Consider the following 25484-nt stretch of genomic DNA (forward strand, 5'->3'; position numbering starts at 1 on the left):
TATTTGCATTGAAACAAAAAAACATCAAACTAAATCAATATTTAGAATATTTTCATTCTACTCAACAAATAGTGTCACCATCTCAATTTATTAAAGCAAAAGGATATTGTGATACCCAGCCTACTTTAGATGAATTAAAACAGTATTTATGCTTAGTCGAAGGAAGTTTGTCATTTCAGCAAAAATTAGACTTAACGCAAGGTTATAGTTTATGGGATCAGCTTTATTGGTTTGTTACGCAGCAAAAATTTATAGAAACTGAGAAAGATCAGGAGAGCTTTTACTATCATTTACAGTGTCGTCTACAATTTCTTAGTTATGAAACCTATCCACCGAGATGGACTGTACTTCAGAAAAATGAAGTGAAACAACATTTACCAACTTTTATGAAACAATACCCTGAGATTTTTGAAGATATTGGAGTTCGTAAAATATTAGAAAACATATAAATAGAGAAATAATAATGCAATATCAATTTGAGATTGCATTATTACAAATATGCAATTATCCATCTAGTTGGCAATTCACCATCCATTTAATTCCAAACTGATCAGTAAATGCGCCATAGAGTGCACCCCAAAAGGTTTTCTCTAGAGGCATCTCTATTTTTCCATTGATTGAAAGTGCATCAAATAAACGTTTTGCATCGGCTTGCTCATGGGCTTCCAAATTGATCGAAATATAATGGTTATTACCTACTGTAAATACAGTATTGCTTTGAGCACAAAACTGATCATTCGTGTCGGATGCCATAAGCACTGTTGTTTCGTTAATCGGTAATGAAACATGCATGATTTTTTGTTGCTCAGCTTGGGAAAGGGTGACTGAACTTTCATCTGAAGGTAAATCTCCATAACGCATGAAGGTTGCAAACTCTCCACCAAAGACAGATTTGTAAAAATTAAAAGCGGCTTCGGTTTGACCGTCAAAGTTGAGGTAGTGATTCAGTTGCATTGTCTTATCCTTGTTGTTTTTTTCGTCGTTATTTTAACAAGTCGTTGAGATCGACCATAATACAATCTTGTAATAGAAAATCCCCCGAAGTCGAGGGATTCTCATAAATATCGCTTTTATATCAGCTAATCATTCAATCTTTTATTGTATAAAATATGTCAATAAAAGAAGGTTGCTTGCATCTTAAAGTAATTCAATCGCGACAGCAGTCGCTTCACCGCCGCCGATGCATAGTGCTGCAATCCCTTTTTGACCACCTGTGCGTTTAAGTGCATGAATTAAAGTGAGGATAATACGTGAGCCTGTTGAACCGACAGGATGACCCAGTGCGCAAGCTCCACCATTGATGTTCACTTTTGCAGGATCAAGCTTGAAGTCATCTATTGGACACATGGTCACCATTGCAAAAGCTTCATTGATTTCCCAAAGGTCGATCTCTTGTGCATCCCACCCCGTTTTTTTCAGTACTTTTTCAATTGCACCGACGGGTGCAATGGTAAACTCTGATGGATGTTGTGAATTCGAAGCATAAGCCACAATTTTAGCTAATGGGGCTAAACCTTTGTTCGATGCATTCTCTGCTGAAGTTAAAACCAATGCTGATGCACCATCCGAGATTGAACTTGCATTTGCCGCAGTGATGGTGCCGTCTTTAGCAAAAGCAGGGCGAAGGCTTGGAATTTTTGCAATGTTGGCATTGAACGGTTGTTCATCTTTATCAATGACAACATCCCCTTTACGGGTTGCTACAGTCACAGGCACAATTTCATCGGCAAAGTAACCTTCGTTGACCGCTGTTTGTGCGCGTTCTAAAGAGCGAATCGCGAAGGCATCCATTTGCTCACGCGTATAGCCACGAGTATTGGCCATATCTTGTGCAAAAGAACCCATCAAACGGCCTGTTTCAGCATCTTCTAAACCATCAAGGAACATGTGGTCTTTGACATCGCCATGTCCCATACGGTAGCCCGCACGCGCTTTGGTTAAAATATAAGGTGCATTTGTCATCGACTCCATGCCACCTGCAACAACAATATTTGCAGAACCAGCTTTGATCATGTCCGCCGCTTGCATAACTGCTTTCATACCAGAACCACAGAGCTTATTAATGGTTACGGCACCTGTTGAATCAGGTAAACCAGCTTGGCGCATAGCTTGGCGTGCTGGACCTTGCTTTAAACCGGCAGGTAGAACACAGCCCATAATGACTTCTTCTACATCGTTTGCTTGTAAGCCTGCTCGAGCAATCGCTTCTTTGATGGTCACAGCACCGAGTTCAGGCGCAGTTACGCTTGCTAAACTGCCTTGAAAACCACCCATTGCGGTACGTGCACCATTTACAATCACGATGTCTGTCATTTTCTTCTCCGAAATCACTTATCTGTTTTGTTGGAAACTTAAGCAGTATATGCAAATTTTTTAGAGTGAAAAGCTGAAAACGTGATTATGGACTCATGGGTCTAGTTACAGGTATTGAGTGGTTCGGCTCGGAGCTGTCCCATTTTGCTCATGACTAGTTTAAAATGATCTGAGCTTTGCAAAGAGCAATAATAAAAAGTTCCATTTGAGCCGAGAGGGAGACCATTTTCAGCTTTAAAGCTTAAGGACGGAAGATTGAGGGTGCCTCGCCAATCAAGATTGCCATATTTGAGCTGTTGCTGTTCTGTTCGAATAATGGTTTCAGTGGGATCTACTCGTCGGTTTTTATTATTATCGATAAATACAATAAAGCCTGTGTTCCATTGATGATTCTGGCATTGAACGAGGTCTTGACTTGGACAAATGGTGATATTTTGATGTTGTAAGTTGGCTATATTCTTGGCAGCCTGAATACTATTTCTTAATATATTCAGCGTCTTGCTTCGCTCTTGAGAGGCCATGTGTTGATGAAAATATGGCAGGGCGAGTGTGCAAATGATGGCAAGAATAGTGATGGTAATCACAAGTTCAAACAAAGTTATCCCTTTTTTATTGATATAAAACATGTATTTATCCGTATTTTTTATTTTAAGATTATTTTTTATTTATTAAAGCTTTGTTTATCATACAAATTTTATACATAATTAGTAGTACTCAACTTGTTCAAAAAGCTGTTAAAATGTATGACAAGTGAAAATAAGCGATTCGCAACTAAAAATTGAGTAAAAAATTACCGAATTACAACGGAAATTGTAAGTAATTTTGTCAATAATTTACTTGATTAAAGTTATCAAGCACTTGGAAAAAAAATAAAGTGTTTGTATGATTCATTGCGAATAGCTTAAAAATAAAACTGGGGTATAAAAAAACCTATCTCAGAATGGTTAAATAATTTTAAGCTTAGCTTGAAAAACAATTGTTATCTCTGGAGGATAAATCCATGAAAATGAGTCGTATTGCATTAGCAATGCTCGTAGCTGCTCCTTTAGCTGCTGCAAACGCGGGCGTAACTGTTACTCCATTAATGCTTGGTTACACTTTCCAAGACAGTCAGCACAACAACGGAGTTGACCACTTAACTTCAGGTCCTGAACTTCAAGACGATTTATTCGTTGGTGCTGCTCTAGGCGTTGAATTGACTCCATGGTTAGGTTTCGAAGCTGAATACAACCAAGTTAAAGGTGATGTAGACGGTTTAGCTGCTGGCGCTGAATACAAGCAAACTCAAATCAATGGTAACTTCTATGCTACTTCTGATTTGATTACTAAAAACTACGACAGCAAAATTAAGCCGTATGTACTTTTAGGTGCTGGTCACTATAAATATGACATCGATGGTATTGCTAAAGACGAAGAAGGTACTTTAGGTAATGCTGGTCTTGGTGCTTTCTGGCGCTTAAACGACGCTTTATCTCTACGTACTGAAGCTCGTGCTACTTACAACATTGATGAAGATTTCTGGAACTACACAGCACTTGCTGGTCTTAACGTAGTTCTTGGTGGTCACTTGAAGCCTGCTGCTCCTGTAGTAGAAGTTGCTCCAGTTGAGCCTGTTGCTCCAGTTGAACCACAAGAGTTAACTGAAGACCTTAACATGGAACTTCGTGTGTTCTTTGATACAAACAAATCAAACATCAAAGACCAATACAAACCAGAAATCGCTAAAGTTGCTGAGAAGTTAGTTGAATATCCAAACGCTACTGCTCGCATCGAAGGTCACACAGACAACACTGGTCCACGTGCATTGAACGAACGTTTATCTTTAGCTCGTGCTAACTCTGTTAAATCGTCTCTAGTAAACGAATACAACGTTGACCCAGCTCGTTTGTCTACTCAAGGTTTCGCTTGGGACCAACCGATTGCTGACAACAATACTAAAGAAGGCCGTGCTATGAACCGTCGTGTATTCGCGACAATTTCTGGCAGCCGTACAGTTCAAGCTCAATAATTTGAGTTTTAACTAATAAAAAAACGACTCTTCGGAGTCGTTTTTTTATGCCTAAAAATAATGAAATTTATGTTAAGTCATGTTGATAACAATAAACCCATTACTTAATGCAAGAGCCGTTAAGACTTAGGGTCGTCATGGTTAGTTTCGTTATAGGATGATACTGTTAGAAGTTTCTAATTATAGGGATGGGGCTAAGAGGAATGATAAGGGTATTTACATTTATTCCTGCTTCATGACATTGATAATAGCTTTACCTTTAGAGTAAATGGATAATTCTAGTTATTTAACTTTACAAGGATGTGTTTGCCAACGAAATAATATTTCCAACTTGGAGCCACTTGAAACTACTTTATTTTCTGTCTAAAAAATAGATCGCGATCAGTGCTCAACAAGCTGTCTTCTTGAGTTGTGGCGGTGCGAATTTGGAGCTAAACCAAGTACGTTCTTTTTACTGCGTAAGTATGTCAATTGTTCATCTCACAAGTGAATGGATACTAGTTGCAGAATATTAACTAATTTTAGGCTAGATTCGAATTATAGCTATCGGTTTTATGTGACTTTAATAATTGAACTATCTTATTGAAAATTAAATTATTAATTGATGTGTTATGGTTTGAGTTAAACAATAAATGATGATAATAAAAAACAGCCCGAAGACTGTCTTTTATTATGAAAGGATTTTAATCGCGATCGGGGTTCATTGGACTGACATCCATCTCTTGATAAGAAACCAGTTTGGTTTTGTATTTCCACTTATAGCCTAACCAAATGATCAAGAACAAGAAAATACCAATATAGGTCGATAAAACAGAGAGCCATTCGCCATCAAGTACTGCTTGGTAGTTTTGACCTAAAACAACAATGGTACACAGAATAAAGGCAAACCATGGAGCAAAAGGGAAGAATTTGGCACGATAAGCCAGATCTTCAATTCTATGTCCTTGCGCAACATAACCTTTACGGAAACGATAGTGTGAAACAGCAATCCCTAACCAGACGATAAAACCACACATACCTGACATATTGAGCAGCCAGTTAAATACCTGCTTTTCACCAATAAAGGTAGTTAAGAAGCAAAGTGCGGCAATTGCTGTGGTCGCATAAAGGGCATTCATAGGTACGCCACGACGATCCAATTTTGAAAATGCTTTTGGTGCGCTACCATTTTGGGCCATGTCGAACAACATACGTGTTGACGAATACATTCCTGAGTTACCCGCTGAAAGAATGGCTGTTAAAATTACAGCATTCATTACACTGGCTGCAAAGGCAAAACCTGCTTTTTCATAGAGTAGGGTAAAGGGAGAGAGTGTAATATTCTCAGATGAAGCGGCTTGAAGGAGCAAGGGATCATCATAAGAAATCAGTGTACCAATAATGAAAATACACACGACATAAAACAGAAGAATACGCCAAAAAATTTGTTTGATGGCGATTGGAATGGTTTTCTGCGGATCTTTTGACTCACCTGCAGCAACGCCAACCATCTCGGTACCTTGAAACGAGAACCCCGCAATCATCGCCACACCAATTAGTGCAGATAAACCACCAACAAATGGGGCTTCACCTTTGGTCCAGTTTGCAAATGTAGATACACCTGGTGTCATCATAATTTTAACAATCATGAAAATACCAATAATGATGAACACGATAATGGCAAGGACTTTGACTAAAGAAAAGAAAAATTCACTTTCACCAAAGCCTTTGACGGTGAGTGCGTTGATCCCAAAGACAACAGCTAGAAATAAGGCACTCCAGTAAAAACCGGGGAGGTCGGGGAACCAGAATTTCATAATGAATTGGACGGCAACCAATTCAAATGCCACCGTAATAGCCCAGTTATACCAATAGTTCCAGCCGAGGGCGAAACCAAAACCACCTTCAACATACTTGGTACCATAGGTGAAAAATGCACCCGATGTTGGGTTGTGTGTTGCCAACTCACCAAGACTGGTCATGAGAAAGTAAATCATCACACCAATTAAGCAGTAGGCCAATAACGCCCCGCCTGGACCAGCATTTGCAATGGTTGCACCTGAGGCAAGGAATAAACCTGTGCCAATTGAACCACCAATGGCGATCATATTCAGATGGCGAGCTCCAAGCTTTCGCTTGAGTTGAGCTGGTTGAGTCGTTTCGCTCATCATTGTTCCTTAAGATTTCTTTTGTGTGCTGGCAAACAGCACTTTAAAGCCTTGTTGATCGGCTTTGGTTGTACATTGGCCAAAACTTTGCTCAATGAGTAATGGATAATTCAGAAAGCGATTGGCAACAATCCACAACTCACCATCTGATTTGAGATGGCGGCGGGATGTTTTGCATAAATTTTCGCTGGCATTGTAATCTGTATGAATGCCCTGATGGAATGGGGGATTACTGACGATTGCGTGTAAAAATAGTGGCGCATCCTCAATTCCGCGAACTGCTTTGATCTCAAGTTGTTCTGGCAAAAGATTATTTTTTTCAAAAGTCATTTTTGTTGAAGCCAGTGCAAAGGCATCGACATCCAGTGCAAAGATACGATTTTTCGGATTTAACTTGGCTAAATAAGCACTAATCACACCAGCACCACAGCCAAAGTCTGCAATTTTGCCAGAGGTGACGTGGGAAAGGTGAGGCAATAACACGGCTGTTCCTACGTCTAGACGGCTTTGACTAAACACCCCCGGCAATGCGCAAATCTGTAATTCACCTTTTGGGGTGAGCACTGTGTAGTGCTGTGCCCAATCGACCAAAGGTTTTGCGGTTACGGTTTTTTCGGTGATCAATTGCCACATTTGGCAATGTCGGGCACTGTCTAATTTGAGTGTTTTACCAAATGGTTGTAGCTGTTTTGAAGCACGTTCTACACCGCCTTTCTTTTCACCGACTAAAAAGATTGATGCGCCTACGGCCAAACGACTGACCAGTTGGTGCAAGACGTAATTGAGAAGCTCTTTTGATTTTGGAACAAATACAATGGCTTGATCAAAAGCGGCATCCGGTAAATCTGTACCAAAATGCACATCACTTTGTTGGTTTTGGAAATATTGTAATTCGTTAAAATTCCATGTCCAAAAATGTGGCTCTACAACCCCAGTTAGTTGCATATTTAATTCGTCACACGGTGCATTGACCAGTAAGACTGAACCAGAGAGAAATTCCTGCTGGCGAAGAACAACTTCACTTCGTGGATCCATTTTATATACTCCATAGTAAAAACGATGCCCAGACAGTGCTGGGCTACGTGCATACTGAAATGAAAACTTATTTCTTCGGCTCAGGAAGAATAATGTTTAATAACAATGCTGCAATACCGCCTGTCGCAACACCTGAACTAAAGATGTTACGGAATAATTCTGGCAAATGTTCCAAAATTTGTGGAACTTGTGCAACACCTAAACCGAGCGCCAGCGAAATGGCAATGATCAGTAGTGCTCGGCGGTCAAGGTGAACACCCGAAAGAATATTAATCCCTGATGCAGCAACAGCACCGAACATCACCATCACAGCACCACCTAGAACAGCTTGAGGCACTGCCTGAATCACACCTGCAACCGCAGGCAGTAAACCTAGAATCACCAATAGCGCAGCAATCCAGATGCCGACATAACGACTCGCCACCCCAGTAAGTTGAATCACGCCATTGTTTTGTGCAAAGACCGAGCTAGGGAATGTATTGAAAATACCTGCAAGCAAAGAATTTGCACCATTCACCAAGACACCACCTTTAATACGCTCCATCCATGTTGAACCATCGACAGGTTGGTTGGAGAGTTTAGAGGTCGCTGTAATATCGCCAATCGCCTCTAAAGAGGTCACAAGGTAAATAAACGCCATTGGAATAAACAAGCTCCAAGAGAAGTCTAAACCAAAGTGCATGGGGGTTGGAATTTGAATTAGGGGGGCATCCTGAACACCCGAAAAGTCAAGATGACCCATAAAGCCAGCCAATATATAACCGACAATCAGTGCGATTAAAATAGCCGAGCTTTTCACCCAAGTAATACGAATACGGTTCAAGATGATGATCAATGCCAGCACTGTACACGACATGATGAGATTGTCTGCATTGGCAAAAGTGTTGTTTGACATGGCTTGATAGCCACCACCCATGCTGATGAGACCTTCTTTGATGAGCGTCAAACCTATCAATAACACCACAATGCCTGTTACCAATGGGGTAATGAGCATTTTCACCCAAGGTAGGATGCGTGACACGCCCATTTCAATAAATGAACCTGCGATTACTACACCAAAAATGGCAGCCATGACGGATTCTACAGGAGTACCTGCAGCAACCATGGCAGAGCCAATTCCAATAATTGGACCGATAAAGTTAAAACTGGTCCCTTGCACAATCAGTAAGCCTGCGCCCAAAGGTCCAACTTTTTTACATTGTAAGAAGGTTGCAACACCTGAGATGACCAATGACATGGATAAAATCATGTTGGTATCTTCTTTCGATACACCAAGCGCTAAACAAATCAGCAAACCTGGCGTAACGATTGGGACGATAATGGCAAGGAGGTGCTGAAAAGCAGCAAGAAAAGCAATAAGTGGACGAGGGCGGTCATTTAAACCATAGACCAAATCAAGCTGATCTGGCTGATTAGGGGGGAGATTCTGATCAGACATAAGTCAAAAGATATTAGCAATGTGGCGCCATTCTAATCGCTTTACACGGCTTTACAAAATTAATTGCACACCACTTATCAAAAAAACGAGTCTGTCAATAAACTGTCACTACTAAATTCTATTATTTTTCTGTATAATTTGCCCTCAAACTTTAGGCGTATCGAATTTACATGTCAGATATTAAAACTCTCCGCAACATTGCCATCATTGCGCACGTTGACCACGGTAAAACCACTCTAGTAGACAAACTTTTACAGCAATCAGGTGCACTTGGCGATCGTGCAGGTGAGATTGAGCGTGTCATGGATTCAGGCGCGATTGAAAGTGAACGTGGTATTACTATTCTTGCAAAAAACACTGCAATCAAATGGTTAGATGCACGTACCAATACAGAATACCGTATTAACATCGTCGACACCCCAGGACACGCGGACTTCGGTGGTGAAGTTGAACGCGTAATGTCGATGGTTGACTGTGTACTTCTTCTTGTTGACTCTCAAGAAGGTCCAATGCCACAAACTCGTTTCGTAACGCAAAAAGCGTTCGCACGTGGTTTGAAGCCAATCGTAATTATCAACAAAGTCGACAAGCCAAGCGCGCGTCCTGATTGGGTAATTGACCAAGTATTTGATTTGTTTGATAACCTTGGTGGTTCTGACGAACAGTTAGACTTCCCAGTTGTTTACGCTTCAGGTCTTCGTGGTGTTGCTGGTCCATCTCCAGAAGAACTTGCTGAAGATATGACGCCATTGTTCCAAACCATCGTAGACATTGTTGAACCACCAGCAGTTGATGTTGATGGTCCATTCCAAATGCAGATTTCTTCACTTGACTATAACAGCTTCGTAGGTGTTATCGGTGTTGGTCGTATTCAACGTGGTTCAGTTGGTCTGAACACTCAAGTTACTGTAATTGACAAAGAAGGTAAGACTCGTAACGGTCGTATCTTAAAAATCATGGGTTACCACGGTTTAGAACGTGTTGATGTTGATTCTGCTCAAGCAGGCGATATCGTATGTATCACAGGTATTGATGAACTTCATATTTCTGACACTATTTGTGATCCGAAAAATGTTGAAGCTTTACCAGCATTGTCTGTAGATGAACCTACAGTAACCATGACTTTCCAAGTAAACAACTCTCCGTTTGCTGGTAAAGAAGGTAAATTTGTTACTTCACGTAATATTCGTGAACGTCTTGACCGTGAATTGATTCATAACGTAGCACTTCGTGTTGAAGATACTGATAGTCCTGATAGCTTTAAAGTATCTGGTCGTGGTGAACTTCACCTTTCAGTTCTGATTGAAAACATGCGTCGTGAAGGCTTCGAGATGGGCGTATCTCGTCCACAAGTAATCTTGAAAGAAGTTGATGGCGAAAAGCAAGAGCCATACGAAAACGTAACATTTGACGTTGAAGAACAGCACCAAGGTTCTGTAATGGAACAAATGGGTCACCGTAAAGGCGAAATGACCAATATGGAAGTTGACGGTAAAGGCCGTATCCGTATTGAGGCAACTGTTCCTTCACGTGGCTTGATCGGTTTCCGTTCAGAATTCTTGACCATGACTTCTGGTACAGGAATCATGACTTCAAGCTTCTCGCACTACGGTCCAATGAAACAAGGTACTGTTGCGAAACGTCAAAACGGTGTGTTGATTTCTATGGTTCAAGGTACTTGCCTTGGCTATGCATTGTTCACATTGCAAGACCGTGGTCGTCTATTTGCTAAACCTCAGTTAGAAGTTTACGAAGGTATGATCATTGGTATTAACTCTCGTTCAGATGACATGACAGTTAACCCAACTAAAGCAAAACAGTTAACAAACGTACGTGCTTCTGGTACTGATGATGCGTTGACTCTTGTTCCTGCTGTTGAATATACACTTGAACAAGCGCTTGAATTCATTGAAGATGATGAATTAGTTGAAGTAACTCCTAAGTCTATTCGTATCCGTAAGCGTTACTTGACTGAAAACGAACGTAAACGTAACCGTTCTGGTAAATAAGTTTTAAAAATGAGGTTGCCCCATGCGGGGCAGCGCCATTTAAAAATGTCATCAATCACTTGATGGCATTTTTTTTGTTTAAAATTAGCAAACCTATGTATAAAAACAGATGATTTCCGAGTAAATTACGTGGAAATGAAGCTATAAAATTAATGTATACTTCGTCACATAAATTAAAGTCAAAAAAAAACTGGAGATTTAAATGAGTATTATGCAAGAGTTCCGCGAATTTGCGGTAAAAGGTAATATGATCGACTTGGCTGTCGGTGTGATTATTGGTGGGGCATTTGGTAAGATTGTTGATTCATTAGTGAAAGATATCATCATGCCATTGATTACCGTGATCACCGGTGGCGGTGTGGATTTCACACAAAAGTTCTTTGTTTTAGGCGATAACCCAAACAATTTACAGTCTTTAGATGAGTTAACCAAAGCAGGTGTAAATGTCCTGACCTATGGTAACTTCCTTACGATTTTAATTAATTTCATCATTTTGGCATGGGTAGTGTTCTTAATGGTGAAAATGATCAATCGTATGCGCCGTAAACAAGAAGAAGCTGCGCCAGAACCAGCGGCAACACCAGAAGATATCGAATTGCTACGTGAGATTCGTGATGAGTTAAAAAAACGTCAATAATGAAAAGACGAAGATAACAAAAATAAAACGGCACATCACGTGCCGTTTTTCTCTTTATGCTTGATGAAAAGACTGGTTTTTGTACAGATTTAATTTTATGATGCGCGCAGTTTGAACCCGTATTGTGATGCTGCATGAATCAATTATTTGTCTATGGGACCTTACGTCCAAATCATGAAAATGCTCACCTTTTAGAACGCATTGGTGGTATATGGCAAAAAGGCTATGTGCATGGCGTGGTCCATATTTTGGATTGGGGACCTGATAAAGGTTTATTTGCGATTGTACTTGATTCTAAGGCACCTGCTGTTGAGGGCTATTTTTTCTGTAGCGAAAAGTTGGCTGAACATTGGGATGCGTTGGATGAGTTTGAAGGGATACAGTATCAACGGGTAAAGGTGCAGGGGGTGTTAGCGTCTGGTGAACCTGTTGATGCGTGGACTTATGAGATGAAGGAAGCTTAATCAAGACCATGCTTATGGTGTGTTTGGACTTAAACACACCATATCTCGCTATATTTTAAAAATCCATACGGAATTTAATTTCTAATAAATGAAAACCAAATTGGCTTTTCACTGGGCCATGAAGTACTTTTTCAGCCGCAGTAAAGACCAATTTATCAATCACTGGAACCAACTGACCTTTTTTCACTTCGCCGAGCTCACCACCACGCTTAGCCGAGTTACAGGTGGAATATTGTTTGGCAATTTTAGCGAAATCGGCGCCATCGTGGATTTTCTTTTTCAGTTGTTCAGCGAGGTCTTTGTCTTTGACCAAAATATGACGAACAATGGCAGTTTTCATTTGGTTTTTCCTCGAACTATAGCCGTTGCTTTGGGCTTGGATTGCACTTTTTTCAGCGGTTGGCATTCTGGGCAAAACACCGAAGCGCGTTGTCCGAGTTTGATGTTTTCCAGCGTGGTTTCGCAGTTCACACACATTTCACCTGCTCGGCCATAAGCCAACAAGGTTTGTTGGAAATAGCCATTTTCTCCCATGGCGTTTGAATAGTCTCTTAAGGTCGAGCCTCCCAAGTTAATGGCCTGCTGCAAAATGCGTTTGATTTCGATCACCAATTGTTCAATTTGGCTATGCGTTAAACTCGATGCCACTTGCGCAGGGTGTATGCCCAAATTAAACAAACTTTCTGTGGCATAGATATTTCCAACACCAACCACTACATGATTATCCATGATTGCAACTTTTATGCCGACCTGCTTATTTTTCAGCTTTTGACTCAAATATTCAGTATTAAAATCTGTGTTCAGTGGTTCAGGCCCAAGCGTATCAATTAACTTGGCTTGTGAGTTTTCATCTAACCATAAGATACATCCAAAACGGCGCGGGTCATGGTAGCGTAGTTCGACATCTTCAAAACGAATAATTAAATGATCATGTTTTCTTAGAGGTTCGCCAATTTCACAAATCCGAAAACTACCCGACATGCCCAAATGCCAAAGCATGGTGTCCTGTTCAAAGCTTGCCAAAATGTATTTGGATCGCCGACTTAATTGAACTAAGCGCTGTCCGACCAGTTTGTTGAGATCTGCGGGAATTGGCCAACGTAGACTGGATTGACGAACTTCAACGCTGAGTACTTGCTGATCTAATAACGGTAATAAACTGGCTTTGGTGGTTTCAACTTCAGGTAATTCAGGCATGGCAACGTAAGATGATAAAACGTGAGCTTAATATTGCGGTGTACACGCAATATTGCAAGTAGTTTTGGCATCTGTCTTATTTTTCTAAGCATTTAAAACAAAATGAAAAGCAGAATGAGTACTTAGGTAGGAGTAGAGAGCAATTTTTATAGGGACAATCTTTGCACCATTTAAATCAAATCTTATATTTATAATTGTTGACTGAATTGATAACTTTTATGAATTAATAATAAAAAAATGCTGAGATCTTTCTTTGAAAATTATGTAATTTTCATTAAATTTTTCATCTAAATGAAGTGGATCTATATTCATTTTAAATCAGAGCTTAGGATTTCATACAACAGTTCACGCTTTCTTTATGTGCAACGGCAATGTCTGTTTTAGCAACAATGAGTCATGCTGAACAAGTTTTGGATGCTCATGGCCAGTACTTATTCGGTGACTGGCAGGGAAAACGAACTGAATTGGCGCAAAAAGGGATCAAGTTTGAAGCGAATGCGTTAACAGATACCAATTATTTAGCGGATGGTGGACGTAACACTGGTTGAAGTCTGACAACGACTTCTCAGTTTTGGCTAGGCACACAATTTGATTTAGAAAAGTTGGCAGGCTGGGAGGGATTCATCGTTCGTTTTGTTGCGACGTGTTGGATAATGCCTTGGTCTTGGGATTTGTAAGCTGCATTATTTTCTAAATGGATAGCCATAAAAGTGCAAAGGTTTGACAGCAGATTTGCACTTTTAGCGTTGAATGCAAGGCACTTTATTTGTTATAGATCATAGTGAGTACAGGGAGAGCTGTGATGTCATTATTATTTCAACCCATTCAATTTGGGGATTTAAAATTAACAAATAAAATTGTGATTGCGCCCATGTGCCAATACTCTGCCAATGATGCTGGTGAACTCAGCTATTGGCATGAGCAACAATGGGCCAATTATGCGTTGTCTGGTGCAGGCTTATGCATTGTCGAAGCGACAGCCGTACAAGCGATAGGCCGGATTAGTTTTGCAGACTTAGGACTGTGGAATGATTTGCAACGTGCGCAAATGAAGGCCTTACTTCAAAAAGTCAAAACACTCTCCCCAATGCCTTTTGCTATTCAACTGGCACATGCAGGGCGTAAAGCATCGACCGACCGTCCTTGGTCGGGAAAGGGGCAGATCAAACCGAATCAGACGCATGGTTGGCAAACGGTGTCTGCTAGTGATGTGCCTTTTAAGCCCGAAGAGCATGCTCCACATGCTTTGAGTGTGACAGAAATGCAAGACATCATAGATGACTTTGCCAGTGCCGCTGTGCGTGCAGTAGATGCAGGTTTTGAGCTGATCGAACTACATGCAGCCCATGGCTATTTGCTGCATCAATTCATGTCGCCCCTGTCAAACCGACGGACGGATGAATATGGTGGAAGCTTTGAAAACCGCATTCGATTTACCTTAGAAGTGTTCCAAGCCATTAAACAAGCCGTTCCTGAAAACTATCCCGTGGGCGTGCGTTTATCTGCAACTGACTGGATGGAGTCGACCGCAACAGAAAGTTGGGACATTGATTCAACGGTAGGTCTATCCAAGGCATTGGAGCAACTCGGTGCAGCTTATATTCATGTCTCAAGTGGTGGCTTGCATGTGGAACAAAACATTCAGATCAAGGCCAAATATCAAGTACCTTTTGCTCATGCGGTGAAGCAAGCAGTGCAAATTCCTGTGATTGCGGTAGGACTGATTACAGAAGCGAAGCAGGCTGAACATATTTTGGAAGCGCAAGAAGCTGATGCAATTGGTCTGGCGCGGGCTATGCTGTATGACCCACGATGGCCGTGGCATGCCGCCGCAGAACTGGGAGGAAAAGTCTCTATCGCACCACAGTATTTACGGTGTCAGCCACATGGAATCAAAGATTTATTTTCTGCGTTCTAAGCCCATAAGTCTTTTTAAATATTTCAACTGAGTAAAGATGTGTTCTAGGATAGGTCTTTACTTACATCATCTGGAAAAGGAATAACTTGAATGATTTTCTCGGTAATTTTTCCAGTCTTTTTTTTGCTATTTCTTGGCTTCATTTCAGTCAAAATTCAATTGCTTGCTAAAGAACAAATTATAGCAATCAGTGCCTTTGTTATTAAAATTGCATTACCTGCTTTATTGCTGCACGCCTTGGCATCAAAGGACCTGCATGAAATTTGGTATCCGTCCTATTTCTTTGTTTATGCCGTTGTGACTTTTGGTTTATTCATTTCGGCTTTTATTCTCGGTCAAAAGCTTTTTAATAATCACTTTACCCACGCTTCAGTCTTCTCACTGGGTGCATCTATGTCCAATACAGGTTTATTGGGGGCCGCTATTTTGACGCTGCTGATGGGGAGTGAAGCGATGATTTATATTTCATTGGTGGTGATCATTGAAAGTGTATTTTTGGTTCCATTGATGCTCACTTTGGCTGAAATAGGCCGACAAAGGCAAGCCAATGTTGCTTCCATTTTAAAGACTACATTTCTTACTTTATTTAAAAACCCATTGTTCTTGTCGGTGATGATTGGCATGAGCTGTGCGATGTTTGAAATTAAAATTCCGCATTTAATCGACCAAGTGTTTGCAATGTTAGGTCAGACTGCCTCGCCTTTAGCCTTGTTTATTATTGGTGGTGGAATGGTCGGTCTCACTATTCAGTCTTTTAACCTGCAAACGGTTTATCTGGTGGTGTCTAAAAATATTTGTATGCCAATATTGGTTTATTTAGGACTGACCTATTTGACTGCATTGGACCAAAAGATGATTTATGCAGGGACCTTGATTGCAGCCTTACCGATGCCATCTCTATTTGGTATTTTTGGGCAAGTGTATGGTTTGAATGAAAAAGCACTCACCCCATTGATGATCAGCACGTTATTGAGTTTTGTGGTGGTCAGTGTCTTGATTGGTCTTTGGTGGTAAAAAAATACTCTCCTTGGAGAGTATTTTTGAAGAAAATATTTATTTTTTAACCGCTGCTGTTGCAGGGGACTTGGCTTGATTCGCCATCATGGTTTCAACCTGTGCTAATGACTCTTTCGCTTGTGGCACATTTTCTTTGGCTAGAGCAGTAAAAATTTTCTTCGCCTCTGGTAAGTTCTGCGGAATGATATTGCCATTGGCAAACATATTGCCCACGGCCATTAGGGCAGGAATGTAACCTTTTTTGGCTAAGTCTTGAATGCTGTTGAGACCTTTTTGAATCGGCGCTTCTTGTTTGTTTTTAAAGCCTGTGCTGATGTCGTACAAGGCTTGTGCATGAATGGCTTGATAGTTGCCTTTTTTCACCAAAGGATCAAGTTTCTTCAGGGCTAACTTTTCAGACTCTGGTTTATTTTCAGAAAATAACAGCACGGCATATTCAACAGTTGCATCATCAAAGCCTAGTTTAGAGGCAGCTTCAAAGTGTTGTTTGGCTTTGTTGAGGTCTTGTGGCAAGCCTAAAGTGCCAGTGACATAGTTTTTCGCAAGCACGTAGTGTGCAACAGGGTAGCCTTTGTTTGCAGCCTCTTGGTAGAGTTGAATGGCTTTCTTCTCATTCTTCGCCGTGCCTTGACCTGTTTGCGTCAAATACGCCAAGTTATACATAGCTTGCGGGTTGCCAGATTTCGCCAGTTTTTCTAAAGCTTGATATGCCCCTGTCATATTGTTGGCTTTGACCATTTCTTCAATTTTGGCAAATTCGGGGTTGGTCGTATCTTGGGTGGTGGCTGCAAGTGCAAACTGGCTAGAAAGAGCAATTAAGCTTGCAAGTACGATTTTCTTCATGCTGTATAAACCTTTTTCGTACACATAAGTCCATCTATGTGCGTATTTGTTTTTAGTCATTTCACATCATAAGTTGAATTGTGTGAATGTAAATATCTGAATTGTGTTTTGGTCTTACAAATTTCCGTTGATTATTTTGATCCAAATATATTTTTCCAATACAAACCACATGCTCTAAGATGGGAAGGATTCAAATGTGTTATGGGTATTAGCAACTGATCGGCTTCGCTTTTTCATTAGGTTTATGGCTTAGATTCTGTTTAAATAGCGCTGAAAATGAGTAGTGAGTTCAGCATGTTTATTAAGTCAATTAAGCGAAATTATTTAAAAGTTTTGGCCGATGAGTCGATTCCAGATGGCGAAAAAATTGATGCCTTATTGATGAAATTGGGTGGTGAGTTTTTAGTGAGCAAAGATGACCGTGTATATATCTTTGAAAAAGATGGTGTGACCGCAAAATTTGATGCTAAACATGCACGAGATTTTTCATTTAAAGACTATCTCTGCAAAGACATGAATAAGCTGTTTCATGATTTTTGATGTTTAATATTCATTGAAGATGAGTGAACTATTAAATAAGACTCTAAAAATAGTTTAAGTCCTTGGATGAGCCTTTTACCCAAGTACTGATGCTTGCTATAGAGTTAAAGCAATATTTTTTATGTTCTGTTTATAGCCGCAGAACGAATGTGAATGGATTTACCCACTGCAAAGATACTTGCAGTGGTCAGGCTAAAAGATAATATAAAATAATAGTTTGTATATGAATAGCTTATGCGATTTTCTAGCAAAAGTATTTGACTCTGTGCTTATCATTCAAGTTATATCATATAAAAAGAAGCTTACTTTTCATAAGATGAATCGAGACCTATCTAAAATGATAAAAATATTCTCAATCTTATTCATATGTTTAATGGGTTCAATGACAAGTTTAGCAGGGCAGCCCAATCTTGTTCCTCATCAAATCAATTTGAAAAATGGGAAGCGTTTTTCTCTAAATCTGCCAGCAAATTACGACATCATTCCTGCGGCTGAGGGTTTAAAACGCGTTCGTTTTTTTAGCAAAGCACCTGACAGTAGAATGTTTGTAACGGATATGCACGATTTGACCGACAATAAAAAAGGCATTGTTTATATTTTGGATGAGTGGAATGCTGAAACGGGGAAATTCGGCAAAATTATTCCTTATATGACGGGGTTAAAAAATCCAAATTCAGTCCAATTTTATACCGATTCTTCAGGACAAGATTGGGTGTATTTGGCTGAAACGCATCAGCTCACCCGACGAAAATTTACCCAAGATGAAATAAAATCCACGGGCAAAGCTGAAGTTCTAGCGACGTTTCCTGATTATGGTTTAAGTTATAAATATGGGGGCTGGCATCTAACACGAACTATTGCCGTAGGTGGGAACGGAAAAATTTATGTTTCCGTGGGTTCGAGTTGTAATGCTTGTGTCGAGAAAGAAAAAGTTAGAGCAACTGTTTTAGAAATGAATCCCGATGGTTCGGAACAAAAGGTTTTTGCCACAGGTTTACGCAATGCAGTGGGTTTGAGATGGATAGGTAAATTTTTATTTGCTACCAATCAAGGTGCAGATCATCTAGGTAAACATAAACCTGATGAAACTTTTTATGCACTTAAGCGTGATGTCGATTATGGTTGGCCATCTTGTTATTCGTCGAATGGTCAAATTTTTGCAGATCCAAAATTTAAACGTTCAACAGGATGTAAAAATGTACCGTCTCCTTATGTTTATTTCCCATCACATTCATCTGCTCTAGGCTTTGACTATTTTGATGATCCAAATACGGATGACACCATTAAAAATTCATTTTTAGTGGCTCTGCATGGTTCTACGGATGCCACGATTGGTCATGGTTATAAAATTGTGATTATGCGTAAAGGGCAAAAATTACAGACCTTTATGGATGGTTTTTTAGTGGATAAAACGGTAAATGGGCGACCCGCAGATATTTACCGAGTTGATGAAAATTCTTTTTATTTTTCAGATGATAAGGGCGGTGTGGTTTATTATGTGAGGCGGAAATAGTGTATTCATTTTTTTGATTCCGCACACCCAAATAACTATTTGAATTTAATTTTTAGCAACACATGGGAATTGATCAACTCCGACTCCTTCATGCATACACAAGTGTGTTTCGATGTAGTTAGTACTGTTGATTGTAACTAACTTTGGATGTGAACTTGGCATTTCAGCTTGAATTAAATTAATTTTATCGTCCATACCAACAAGGTAGCCTAGCTGATCACCATGAGGAAGCCCATTTTTAAAAGGCTCAATGGATGATATGTGATTATTTTTATATGTGATTTTTTGTGTATGATTTTTATCAATAACCAAAGTAAAAGTACTTCTCAGATTTTGAGTCTCACCGCCTGCAATATAAAACCCTGTTTCCTCTGTAAATGATGCCATATTCCCAATATTATCTTTATATTTCACTTCTAAAGTGATAATTGGATCGCTAAATTGTTTATTACCATCGTTTGGAGAAGTTTCGATTTTTAAATAAGTAATGAACTTAGAAAAAGATTTTGCAGTACCAACTAACTTATCATCTTTTATCATTCCCGTACTTAGTGTGGTGTTATGTATTTTCGATATAAACCTGACATTATTTGATGTATTTTTTGTATATTGTTCTAGTAGGCTGTCATATTCTGTTCGAAGTTCTACTTCGCCCATAATTTTTCCATTTACACATTCCGCTTTCATTGGAATGATTTGAACATTTTTGTTTATTATTATCGTTTCTTTTGATGGGATATTATCTGCATCTTTTCGAGTATTTGATTTATCTTCTATAGCTAGTGGTTTACTCAACAATAAATTGGCAAGTCTATTCTGTTCTTTTTGAGAGATTGGACAAGGCCATTCTTGTTTTGTGCTTGATGGGGCAAATAAATCTTCTTTTACTAAATCATTCCGATCTTTGATATACAGTTCTAGAAACTTTTGCTGAGTAGGATTAGATAGTTTAGGATAATCAAAAGCAAAAGTGATAGAAGAGACAGAAGTTAATATTACAGTCCCCAATTTTTTCATAAAGTGTCTCTTATTATAGATTTAATTATATTAATGAAAATTACAAGTAAATTATAAACTTACTTGTAATTTTAAAGGCTTACTGCGGTCGTGCCACATCACCATTTAAGCGTTCCGGTAAGTCTAAAACTGTCACATCCAGTTCGCTCAAAGACTCAGGACGTGCCACCACCAATGCAACATAACCGCCATCAATTGCAGTGCTGTTCACCACTTGAATACCTTTATTCAACTGTTCCGCTTGCGCAGGTGCACTGCCTGTACCCTGAATTAAATGCAACCATGCTTTTGGTTTGGCTTTAAACCATAAACGCGCAATCACTTCCTGACCCAAGTAACACCCTTTGTCATAGTGCACGCCTTCACGTTGGTGTAAACGAAGCTCTTGAGGTTGAAACACATGCTCAATCGCTTGGTCGATAAACGCTTCACCATGAGTAATGGCTTGCACTTGCCATGCTGCAATATTGGTAGGCTCAGCAGAGAAGGTGGTACGGTCTTGCGTAAAGGTTGGAAAAACTGAACCCATAGGTTCAAGTTTCATTTTAGAGAAGGCACCAAACTTTTTAATGTGTTTCGCAAACTCTTCCGACTGGTCTTGAGTGGTGACAATTTCAAAGTGCTCAGGGTTACGTTTTGTCAGCCACAAACCAAAGTGGATACGACCTTTCAAGTCACAAATGGCAGTGTATTGCGTTGTATTTTCAGCTAAAGCTTCAACGTTGACCGTTACTTGACCTTGTAAAAATTTGAGTGCATCTACACCAATTAAAGTGAAAGAGGAGAAAGCTAGATCGCTCATGAATTGCTCGCCTACCTTAAAATCTAATACTAAAGAATTAGGGCTATTTTCCGCTATTTTTCAGAAAAAATCATATTTAGAGTAAATATTTAAAAGTTAATGTAACTAAATATTTCAAAACCCCCTGTTTTTATACCTAAGATTATGAAATATAAACGATTTGGGAAATGGGTTTTCGACAGTGTAGTATGCCTAGCAGACAAAGATGAATTGTCTAGTAAAGACAGTGAAGAAAAATGAAACACCAAAGGCAGGAACGCTATGAACAATAATCACCGCAAACCACTGCAAGGCACCCAGCTAGAATACTTTGATGTGCGAGAAGCCGTTGAACAGATTCAGCCAGGCGCTTATGCAAAACTTCCATACACCTCAAAAGTATTGGCTGAACAGTTAGTGCGTCGTTGTGATCCTGCCATTTTGGAGCAGTCACTAAAAGAACTGATTTTCTCAAAACAAGATCACGATTTCCCTTGGTATCCTGCACGTGTGGTATGTCATGACATTCTTGGACAAACGGCATTGGTTGACCTTGCAGGTCTACGTGATGCGATTGCTGACCAAGGCGGTGACCCATCGAAAGTGAATCCTGTTGTACCGACTCAGTTGATTGTCGATCACTCTCTTGCTGTGGAATACGGTGGTTTTGATCCAGATGCCTTTGAGAAAAACCGCGCCATTGAAGACCGTCGTAACGAAGACCGGTTCCATTTTATTGAATGGACTAAGACTGCTTTTGAAAATGTCGATGTGATTCCTGCGGGGAATGGCATCATGCACCAAATCAATTTGGAGAAAATGTCTCCAGTGGTACAAAGTCGTGATGGCGTGGCATTCCCAGATACTTGTGTCGGTACAGACTCACACACACCACATACCGATGCGCTCGGTGTCATTTCGATTGGTGTGGGTGGTTTAGAAGCTGAAAATGTGATGCTCGGTCGTGCGTCTTGGATGCGTCTTCCAGACATTATTGGTGTTGAATTTGTTGGACAACGTCAAGCGGGTATTACCGCAACAGATATCGTTTTAGCGTTAACTGAATTTTTGCGTAAAGAACGTGTCGTCGGTGCATATCTTGAGTTCTTTGGTGAAGGTGCAGACAGCATGTCAGTGGGTGATCGTGCCACGATTTCCAATATGACGCCTGAATATGGCGCAACGGCGGCAATGTTCTATATCGACCAAAATACGATTGATTATTTAACCCTGACAGGTCGTGAAGCTGAGCAAGTTGCACTGGTTGAAACCTATGCCAAAGAAATCGGTCTTTGGGCATCGGATATGAAACAAGCGGAATATCCACGTGTCCTTCGCTTCGATCTTTCAACAGTAACACGTAATATTGCAGGTCCATCGAACCCACATGCTCGTGTATCGACTGCGGATTTAAAAGAAAAAGGCATTGCAGGCGTGGTTGAAAACCGTACCGATGGTTTAATGCCTGATGGTGCTGTGATTATTGCTGCCATTACTTCGTGTACCAATACATCAAACCCACGTAATACCGTCGCAGCTGGTCTATTGGCGCGTAAAGCCAATGAATTGGGTTTAACCCGTAAACCATGGGTGAAATCATCATTTGCACCGGGTTCTAAAGCGGCTGCTTTGTATCTTGAAGAAGCAGGTGTGTTGGACGACTTAGAAAAACTCGGTTTTGGGATCGTGGCCTATGCATGTACCACCTGTAACGGGATGTCGGGTGCTTTAGACCCTAAACTACAACAAGAAATTATTGACCGTGACTTGTATGCAACAGCGGTACTTTCAGGTAACCGTAACTTCGATGGTCGTATCCATCCTTATGCAAAACAAGCATTCTTGGCATCACCTCCGCTGGTTGTGGCTTATGCGATTGCAGGAACCATTCGTTTTGACATCGAAAAAGATGCTCTAGGAAACGACAAAGACGGCAATCCAATTTATTTGAAAGACATTTGGCCTTCGGATGCTGAAATTGATGCGTTGGTCAAAGAGGCGGTGAAACCTGAACAGTTCCGTAAAGTGTATATTCCAATGTTTGACTTAGGTGTCACTGAAAAAGCGGCAAGTCCTTTATATGACTGGCGTCCGCAAAGTACTTATATCCGCCGTCCGCCCTACTGGGAAGGGGCTTTGGCTGCACCTCGTACACTGGCAAATATGCGTCCGCTTGCCATCTTGCCTGACAACATCACCACGGATCATTTATCTCCATCGAATGCAATTATGATGGATTCGGCAGCAGGTGAATATCTGCATAAAATGGGCGTACCTGAGGAAGACTTCAACTCTTATGCAACACACCGTGGTGACCACTTGACTGCACAACGTGCAACCTTTGCGAACCCGAAACTGTTTAATGAAATGGTGGTTCGTTCAGACGGTACGATCAAGCAAGGTTCTAAAGCACGTGTTGAGCCTGAAGGCGAAGTAATGCGTATGTGGGAAGCCATTGAAACGTATATGAATCGTAAGCAACCGTTGATCATTATTGCAGGTAAAGACTATGGTCAGGGTTCTAGCCGTGACTGGGCGGCTAAAGGCGTGCGTCTTGCAGGTGTTGAAGCGATTGTAGCGGAAGGTTTTGAGCGTATTCACCGTACCAACTTAGTGGGTATGGGCGTGTTACCACTTGAGTTTAAAGCGGGTGTTGACCGTAAAACGTTGAAGCTAGATGGTACGGAGCTGTATAGCGTGATTGGTAATATTGCGCCGCGTTCGACGTTAACTTTAGTGATTGAGCGTGCGACGGATGAAGGTAAGAGTGAAATTGTTGAAGTGCCTGTCACTTGTCGCCTAGATACTGAAGAAGAAGTGTCTGTATATGAAGCGGGTGGTGTATTGCAACGCTTTGCGCAGGACTTTTTAGAAGGGAATGTGGTCTGAAGTAATTAGATGAAAAAATAATAGCCCGATTCCATAAAAAGGATCGGGCTGTTAATTTTTTGATTTTGATGAATATAATTTATACGAAACTCTGTGTTTTATTGAATATTTGATGAAAATGAACTAATTTAAAAGTAACTTTTTACTTTTATATATAAGAATATGTTACCTGTCCAAATTAATTTAAAAGATAAAGATCTTTTTGGCAATGATGCTGCTGATCAGGAGAAAGATGATGTATTTAGAAGCTATGCCATGGAGCGCCCAGAATTAGCAGAATTTGTAGATAATTCAGAAACAATTCAAATAGCTAGAGCATATAAAGGGGAAGGAAAGTCCGCTATTTTGAGAATGGTTAAAGAGAAATTAGAACAAAATAATAAGTTAATCGTTATTAATTCAACAGGTGTCGCTTTATCACCTGATTTAGAATCGGATGATTCAGATACTTGGACGAGAGCTTGGAAGAAAAAAATTCTAAATTTAATAGCTAATGAAATAGGAGCCAAAATTGGATTTGCATATAATGATGATGCAACCAGTTTGGTTGAACAGGCCGAGATGAATGGTTTTAAATCTCGCTCTTTTATCTCGCATATTGTTGATAGATTGAAAATTAATGGTGTACCCGAACGTAAAAGAGAAGCTGTTGCGGATGTAGAAAGTATATTGGAGCGCTGGACTGATGGTGGCGGAATTTGGTTAATAGTTGATGATATTGATCAAAATTTTCAAAATACTTCAAAAAACAAGTTAAAAGTTGCAACTTACTTTACTGCTATTAGGCAGATTGTTAATGCTTTACCAGAAATACGTATTAGAACAAGTGTTAGGCCTAATGTCTGGAAGATAATAAAAAGAGAATATGAAGCGTTATCTCATATTGAACAGTATATGGTTGATATACGCTGGGAACATGGAGATATTGAGCAGTTGTTAGCAAAACGTATACAAGGTTATTTAGAAAGAACGGGGCAATGGAGTGATTTTAGTATCGGACTTCCTAGTGATTTAAATTCAAGAAATACAAAATTAATATCATTAATATTTGAAGAAAATATGATGTGGGGAACAAATAATCGTACTAGGCCGACTTCAATTGTATTGGCAACTTTATCTCGATATAGACCTAGATGGCTTGTTGAATTATGTAAAGAATCAGCAAAATCATTAAATCACAGTGCTGATAAAATAACTTTCCCAACTATTGATAATCAATTAGAGGATTTTGGAAAAAGAAGGATTGATGACACTATTGCTGAGTTTATATCACAGTGTCCTCAGATAGAAGAATTGATAGTTGCTTTTTCAAAGCAAAATGAAAGATATAAAACGGCAGAGTTATTGACTCTTATTGATAATAAAATATTAAATCATATTAACGTAAAAATGTATGGTTTGGTTGGAAAGCCCAATAATAGAGAAGTCGCACATTTTTTATTTCAAATAGCTTTTATTACAGCACGACAGGATAATGAAGATGGTAGTTATGATCATATTTCATTTGAAAAAAACCCATCGCTCTTAAAAAGTAGAACTAATGTAGATGACGGAATGTTATGGGAAATACATCCAGTTTTTCGTCAAGCACTACATCTTAAAAATGTAGAAACTAAACAAGCACAGCAGGCAAAACAAAGAAGACAGCGTAGAAGGGGTTAGAAAGAAATGTAAGATTCTTTAACTTATTCTTTAGTTAAGGGTGATATTTGTTAACC

The 25484-nt window shown here is 39.9% G+C and carries 21 protein-coding genes and 2 pseudogenes; 12 read left to right on the forward strand and 11 right to left on the reverse strand.

Annotated features, from left to right (window positions below):
* Window positions 1-449 (forward strand): annotated as a pseudogene (locus tag GBI16_RS13980) (hypothetical protein); the annotation flags it as partial.
* A 55-nt stretch (window positions 450-504) separates the two neighbouring features.
* Here GBI16_RS13980 and GBI16_RS13985 read toward each other — a convergent pair.
* From GBI16_RS13985 to GBI16_RS13995, 3 genes are all read right to left on the reverse strand, one after another.
* Window positions 505-954 carry a VOC family protein gene (locus tag GBI16_RS13985; protein ID WP_086208834.1) on the reverse strand — a complete coding sequence of 150 codons (450 nt, stop codon included), beginning with the start codon at window positions 952-954 and terminating at the stop codon, window positions 505-507.
* A gap of 183 nt (window positions 955-1137) precedes the next feature.
* Window positions 1138-2313 (reverse strand): acetyl-CoA C-acyltransferase, encoded by a 1176-nt coding sequence (locus GBI16_RS13990; protein ID WP_086208833.1) that lies wholly within the window; start codon window positions 2311-2313, stop codon window positions 1138-1140.
* 101 nt (window positions 2314-2414) lie between these two features.
* The gene (locus GBI16_RS13995; protein ID WP_086208832.1) at window positions 2415-2939 is read right to left on the reverse strand and encodes a GspH/FimT family pseudopilin; all 525 of its coding nucleotides are present in this window, start codon (window positions 2937-2939) and stop codon (window positions 2415-2417) included.
* 374 nt (window positions 2940-3313) lie between these two features.
* On the opposite strand from GBI16_RS13995, the gene omp38 reads away from it, so the two are divergent.
* Window positions 3314-4321 carry an outer membrane protein Omp38 gene (omp38, locus tag GBI16_RS14000; RefSeq protein WP_086208831.1) on the forward strand — a complete coding sequence of 336 codons (1008 nt, stop codon included), beginning with the start codon at window positions 3314-3316 and terminating at the stop codon, window positions 4319-4321.
* Window positions 4322-5004: 683 nt separating this feature from the next.
* On the opposite strand, the gene GBI16_RS14005 is transcribed toward omp38, so the two are convergent.
* The 3 genes from GBI16_RS14005 to GBI16_RS14015 form a co-directional block, all read right to left on the reverse strand.
* Window positions 5005-6468 (reverse strand): amino acid permease, encoded by a 1464-nt coding sequence (locus tag GBI16_RS14005; RefSeq protein WP_119063712.1) that lies wholly within the window; start codon window positions 6466-6468, stop codon window positions 5005-5007.
* 9 nt (window positions 6469-6477) lie between these two features.
* On the reverse strand, window positions 6478-7503 hold the full coding sequence (locus GBI16_RS14010) for a class I SAM-dependent methyltransferase (protein ID WP_151707290.1): 1026 nt from the start codon (window positions 7501-7503) through the stop codon (window positions 6478-6480).
* Window positions 7504-7570: 67 nt separating this feature from the next.
* Window positions 7571-8941, reverse strand: a complete 1371-nt coding sequence (locus GBI16_RS14015) for a uracil-xanthine permease family protein (RefSeq protein ID WP_110973883.1) — start codon at window positions 8939-8941, stop codon at window positions 7571-7573.
* Window positions 8942-9111: 170 nt separating this feature from the next.
* On the opposite strand from GBI16_RS14015, the gene typA reads away from it, so the two are divergent.
* From typA to GBI16_RS14030, 3 genes are all read left to right on the forward strand, one after another.
* Entirely contained in the window at window positions 9112-10950 is a 1839-nt protein-coding gene (gene typA, locus GBI16_RS14020; RefSeq protein WP_151707291.1) for a translational GTPase TypA, read from the forward strand.
* A gap of 202 nt (window positions 10951-11152) precedes the next feature.
* Entirely contained in the window at window positions 11153-11587 is a 435-nt protein-coding gene (gene mscL, locus GBI16_RS14025; RefSeq protein ID WP_086208827.1) for a large conductance mechanosensitive channel protein MscL, read from the forward strand.
* 134 nt (window positions 11588-11721) lie between these two features.
* On the forward strand, window positions 11722-12051 hold the full coding sequence (locus GBI16_RS14030; RefSeq protein ID WP_086208826.1) for a gamma-glutamylcyclotransferase family protein: 330 nt from the start codon (window positions 11722-11724) through the stop codon (window positions 12049-12051).
* Between the two features lie 55 nt (window positions 12052-12106).
* Here GBI16_RS14030 and GBI16_RS14035 read toward each other — a convergent pair whose 3' ends face one another.
* Complete coding sequence (locus tag GBI16_RS14035) at window positions 12107-12391, reverse strand: peptidylprolyl isomerase (protein ID WP_086208825.1); 285 nt, start codon at window positions 12389-12391, stop codon at window positions 12107-12109.
* Window positions 12388-13248, reverse strand: a complete 861-nt coding sequence (gene mutM / locus GBI16_RS14040; RefSeq protein WP_086208824.1) for a bifunctional DNA-formamidopyrimidine glycosylase/DNA-(apurinic or apyrimidinic site) lyase — start codon at window positions 13246-13248, stop codon at window positions 12388-12390. The genes GBI16_RS14035 and mutM overlap by 4 nt, the downstream gene beginning before the upstream one ends.
* 371 nt (window positions 13249-13619) lie before the next feature.
* Here mutM and GBI16_RS14045 point away from each other — a divergent pair.
* The 3 genes and pseudogenes from GBI16_RS14045 to GBI16_RS14055 form a co-directional block, all read left to right on the forward strand.
* Window positions 13620-13892 (forward strand): annotated as a pseudogene (locus GBI16_RS14045) (carbohydrate porin); the annotation flags it as partial.
* Between the two features lie 158 nt (window positions 13893-14050).
* Window positions 14051-15166: an NADH:flavin oxidoreductase/NADH oxidase gene (locus GBI16_RS14050; protein WP_110973878.1), complete on the forward strand. Its 1116-nt coding sequence runs from the start codon at window positions 14051-14053 to the stop codon at window positions 15164-15166.
* A gap of 90 nt (window positions 15167-15256) precedes the next feature.
* Window positions 15257-16180 carry an AEC family transporter gene (locus tag GBI16_RS14055; RefSeq protein WP_151707292.1) on the forward strand — a complete coding sequence of 308 codons (924 nt, stop codon included), beginning with the start codon at window positions 15257-15259 and terminating at the stop codon, window positions 16178-16180.
* A 39-nt stretch (window positions 16181-16219) separates the two neighbouring features.
* On the opposite strand, the gene GBI16_RS14060 is transcribed toward GBI16_RS14055, so the two are convergent.
* The gene (locus GBI16_RS14060; RefSeq protein WP_110973876.1) at window positions 16220-17026 is read right to left on the reverse strand and encodes a tetratricopeptide repeat protein; all 807 of its coding nucleotides are present in this window, start codon (window positions 17024-17026) and stop codon (window positions 16220-16222) included.
* A gap of 294 nt (window positions 17027-17320) precedes the next feature.
* Here GBI16_RS14060 and GBI16_RS14065 point away from each other — a divergent pair, with 294 nt between their 5' ends.
* Both GBI16_RS14065 and GBI16_RS14070 read left to right on the forward strand, forming a co-directional pair.
* Entirely contained in the window at window positions 17321-17566 is a 246-nt protein-coding gene (locus GBI16_RS14065; protein WP_004695190.1) for a hypothetical protein, read from the forward strand.
* Window positions 17567-17903: 337 nt separating this feature from the next.
* A complete protein-coding gene (locus GBI16_RS14070; RefSeq protein ID WP_151707293.1) occupies window positions 17904-19079 on the forward strand; it encodes a sorbosone dehydrogenase family protein in 1176 nt (391 codons plus the stop codon).
* A 45-nt stretch (window positions 19080-19124) separates the two neighbouring features.
* On the opposite strand, the gene GBI16_RS14075 is transcribed toward GBI16_RS14070, so the two are convergent.
* Both GBI16_RS14075 and GBI16_RS14080 read right to left on the reverse strand, forming a co-directional pair.
* A complete protein-coding gene (locus GBI16_RS14075) occupies window positions 19125-20096 on the reverse strand; it encodes a hypothetical protein (RefSeq protein ID WP_151707294.1) in 972 nt (323 codons plus the stop codon).
* A gap of 79 nt (window positions 20097-20175) precedes the next feature.
* Window positions 20176-20898 (reverse strand): folate-binding protein YgfZ, encoded by a 723-nt coding sequence (locus tag GBI16_RS14080; protein WP_151707295.1) that lies wholly within the window; start codon window positions 20896-20898, stop codon window positions 20176-20178.
* Between the two features lie 261 nt (window positions 20899-21159).
* Between GBI16_RS14080 and acnD the strand changes: the two genes are divergently transcribed.
* The gene (gene acnD, locus GBI16_RS14085) at window positions 21160-23766 is read left to right on the forward strand and encodes a Fe/S-dependent 2-methylisocitrate dehydratase AcnD (protein WP_151707296.1); all 2607 of its coding nucleotides are present in this window, start codon (window positions 21160-21162) and stop codon (window positions 23764-23766) included.
* Window positions 23767-23928: 162 nt separating this feature from the next.
* Window positions 23929-25428 carry a P-loop ATPase, Sll1717 family gene (locus GBI16_RS18840; RefSeq protein ID WP_215900689.1) on the forward strand — a complete coding sequence of 500 codons (1500 nt, stop codon included), beginning with the start codon at window positions 23929-23931 and terminating at the stop codon, window positions 25426-25428.
* The last annotated feature ends 56 nt before the right edge of the window (window positions 25429-25484 follow it).

Source organism: Acinetobacter sp. TUM15064 (assembly GCF_008980265.1).
GTDB lineage: Bacteria > Pseudomonadota > Gammaproteobacteria > Pseudomonadales > Moraxellaceae > Acinetobacter.

What these genes read in the sequence shown, in the direction of transcription:
- GBI16_RS13985 (WP_086208834.1), bottom strand. Translation starts at nt 954, where the DNA reads ATGCAACTGAATCACTACCTCAACTTTGACGGTCAAACCGAAGCCGCT.
- GBI16_RS13990 (WP_086208833.1), bottom strand. Translation starts at nt 2,313, where the DNA reads ATGACAGACATCGTGATTGTAAATGGTGCACGTACCGCAATGGGTGGT.
- GBI16_RS13995 (WP_086208832.1), bottom strand. Translation starts at nt 2,939, where the DNA reads ATGTTTTATATCAATAAAAAAGGGATAACTTTGTTTGAACTTGTGATT.
- omp38 (WP_086208831.1), top strand. Translation starts at nt 3,314, where the DNA reads ATGAAAATGAGTCGTATTGCATTAGCAATGCTCGTAGCTGCTCCTTTA.
- GBI16_RS14005 (WP_119063712.1), bottom strand. Translation starts at nt 6,468, where the DNA reads ATGAGCGAAACGACTCAACCAGCTCAACTCAAGCGAAAGCTTGGAGCT.
- GBI16_RS14010 (WP_151707290.1), bottom strand. Translation starts at nt 7,503, where the DNA reads ATGGATCCACGAAGTGAAGTTGTTCTTCGCCAGCAGGAATTTCTCTCT.
- GBI16_RS14015 (WP_110973883.1), bottom strand. Translation starts at nt 8,941, where the DNA reads ATGTCTGATCAGAATCTCCCCCCTAATCAGCCAGATCAGCTTGATTTG.
- typA (WP_151707291.1), top strand. Translation starts at nt 9,112, where the DNA reads ATGTCAGATATTAAAACTCTCCGCAACATTGCCATCATTGCGCACGTT.
- mscL (WP_086208827.1), top strand. Translation starts at nt 11,153, where the DNA reads ATGAGTATTATGCAAGAGTTCCGCGAATTTGCGGTAAAAGGTAATATG.
- GBI16_RS14030 (WP_086208826.1), top strand. Translation starts at nt 11,722, where the DNA reads ATGAATCAATTATTTGTCTATGGGACCTTACGTCCAAATCATGAAAAT.
- GBI16_RS14035 (WP_086208825.1), bottom strand. Translation starts at nt 12,391, where the DNA reads ATGAAAACTGCCATTGTTCGTCATATTTTGGTCAAAGACAAAGACCTC.
- mutM (WP_086208824.1), bottom strand. Translation starts at nt 13,248, where the DNA reads ATGCCTGAATTACCTGAAGTTGAAACCACCAAAGCCAGTTTATTACCG.
- GBI16_RS14050 (WP_110973878.1), top strand. Translation starts at nt 14,051, where the DNA reads ATGTCATTATTATTTCAACCCATTCAATTTGGGGATTTAAAATTAACA.
- GBI16_RS14055 (WP_151707292.1), top strand. Translation starts at nt 15,257, where the DNA reads ATGATTTTCTCGGTAATTTTTCCAGTCTTTTTTTTGCTATTTCTTGGC.
- GBI16_RS14060 (WP_110973876.1), bottom strand. Translation starts at nt 17,026, where the DNA reads ATGAAGAAAATCGTACTTGCAAGCTTAATTGCTCTTTCTAGCCAGTTT.
- GBI16_RS14065 (WP_004695190.1), top strand. Translation starts at nt 17,321, where the DNA reads ATGTTTATTAAGTCAATTAAGCGAAATTATTTAAAAGTTTTGGCCGAT.
- GBI16_RS14070 (WP_151707293.1), top strand. Translation starts at nt 17,904, where the DNA reads ATGATAAAAATATTCTCAATCTTATTCATATGTTTAATGGGTTCAATG.
- GBI16_RS14075 (WP_151707294.1), bottom strand. Translation starts at nt 20,096, where the DNA reads ATGAAAAAATTGGGGACTGTAATATTAACTTCTGTCTCTTCTATCACT.
- GBI16_RS14080 (WP_151707295.1), bottom strand. Translation starts at nt 20,898, where the DNA reads ATGAGCGATCTAGCTTTCTCCTCTTTCACTTTAATTGGTGTAGATGCA.
- acnD (WP_151707296.1), top strand. Translation starts at nt 21,160, where the DNA reads ATGAACAATAATCACCGCAAACCACTGCAAGGCACCCAGCTAGAATAC.
- GBI16_RS18840 (WP_215900689.1), top strand. Translation starts at nt 23,929, where the DNA reads ATGTTACCTGTCCAAATTAATTTAAAAGATAAAGATCTTTTTGGCAAT.